We start from the raw sequence: 456 nt of genomic DNA, 5'->3' as shown, positions 1-456 counted from the left end.
TCCCCGATTATAGCACCTTGTGCCGTTACCGCAATTGGCTGGCGCAAGATAATACCCTATCCGAATTGCTGGAACTGATTAACCGCCAACTGACTGAAAAAGGCTTAAAATTAGAGAAAGCATCCGCCGCCGCCGTTGACGCCACCATTATTCAGACTGCTGGTAGCAAACAGCGCCAGGCCATAGAGGTTGATGAGGAGGGACAAGTCAGCGGCCAAACCACACCGAGTAAAGACAGCGATGCCCGTTAGATGAAGAAAAACGGCCTCTACAAACTCGTTTACAAACAGCATACCCGTACCGATGCGGAAGGCTATATCGAGAAACTGCACATTACCCCCGCCAATGCCCATGAGTGCAAACACCTGTCGCCGTTATTGGAAGGGCTGCCCAAAGGTACGACCGTCTATGCCGACAAAGGCTATAACATTTAGTTAGGATATATACCTTCTATAT

1 pseudogene is annotated in these 456 nt (G+C 49.3%); it reads left to right on the top strand.

The features are described from left to right. Nucleotides 1-428 (top strand): annotated as a pseudogene (locus tag ACTHTU_RS11295) (transposase); the annotation flags it as partial. Nucleotides 429-456 lie beyond the last annotated feature (28 nt).

The sequence above is a fragment of the Neisseria sp. P0020.S005 genome (genome assembly GCF_051957055.1).
Classification (GTDB): domain Bacteria; phylum Pseudomonadota; class Gammaproteobacteria; order Burkholderiales; family Neisseriaceae; genus Neisseria; species Neisseria subflava_A.
The sequence above is the reverse complement of the archived record's forward strand: the minus strand, read 5'-3'. Positions and strand labels throughout refer to the sequence as shown.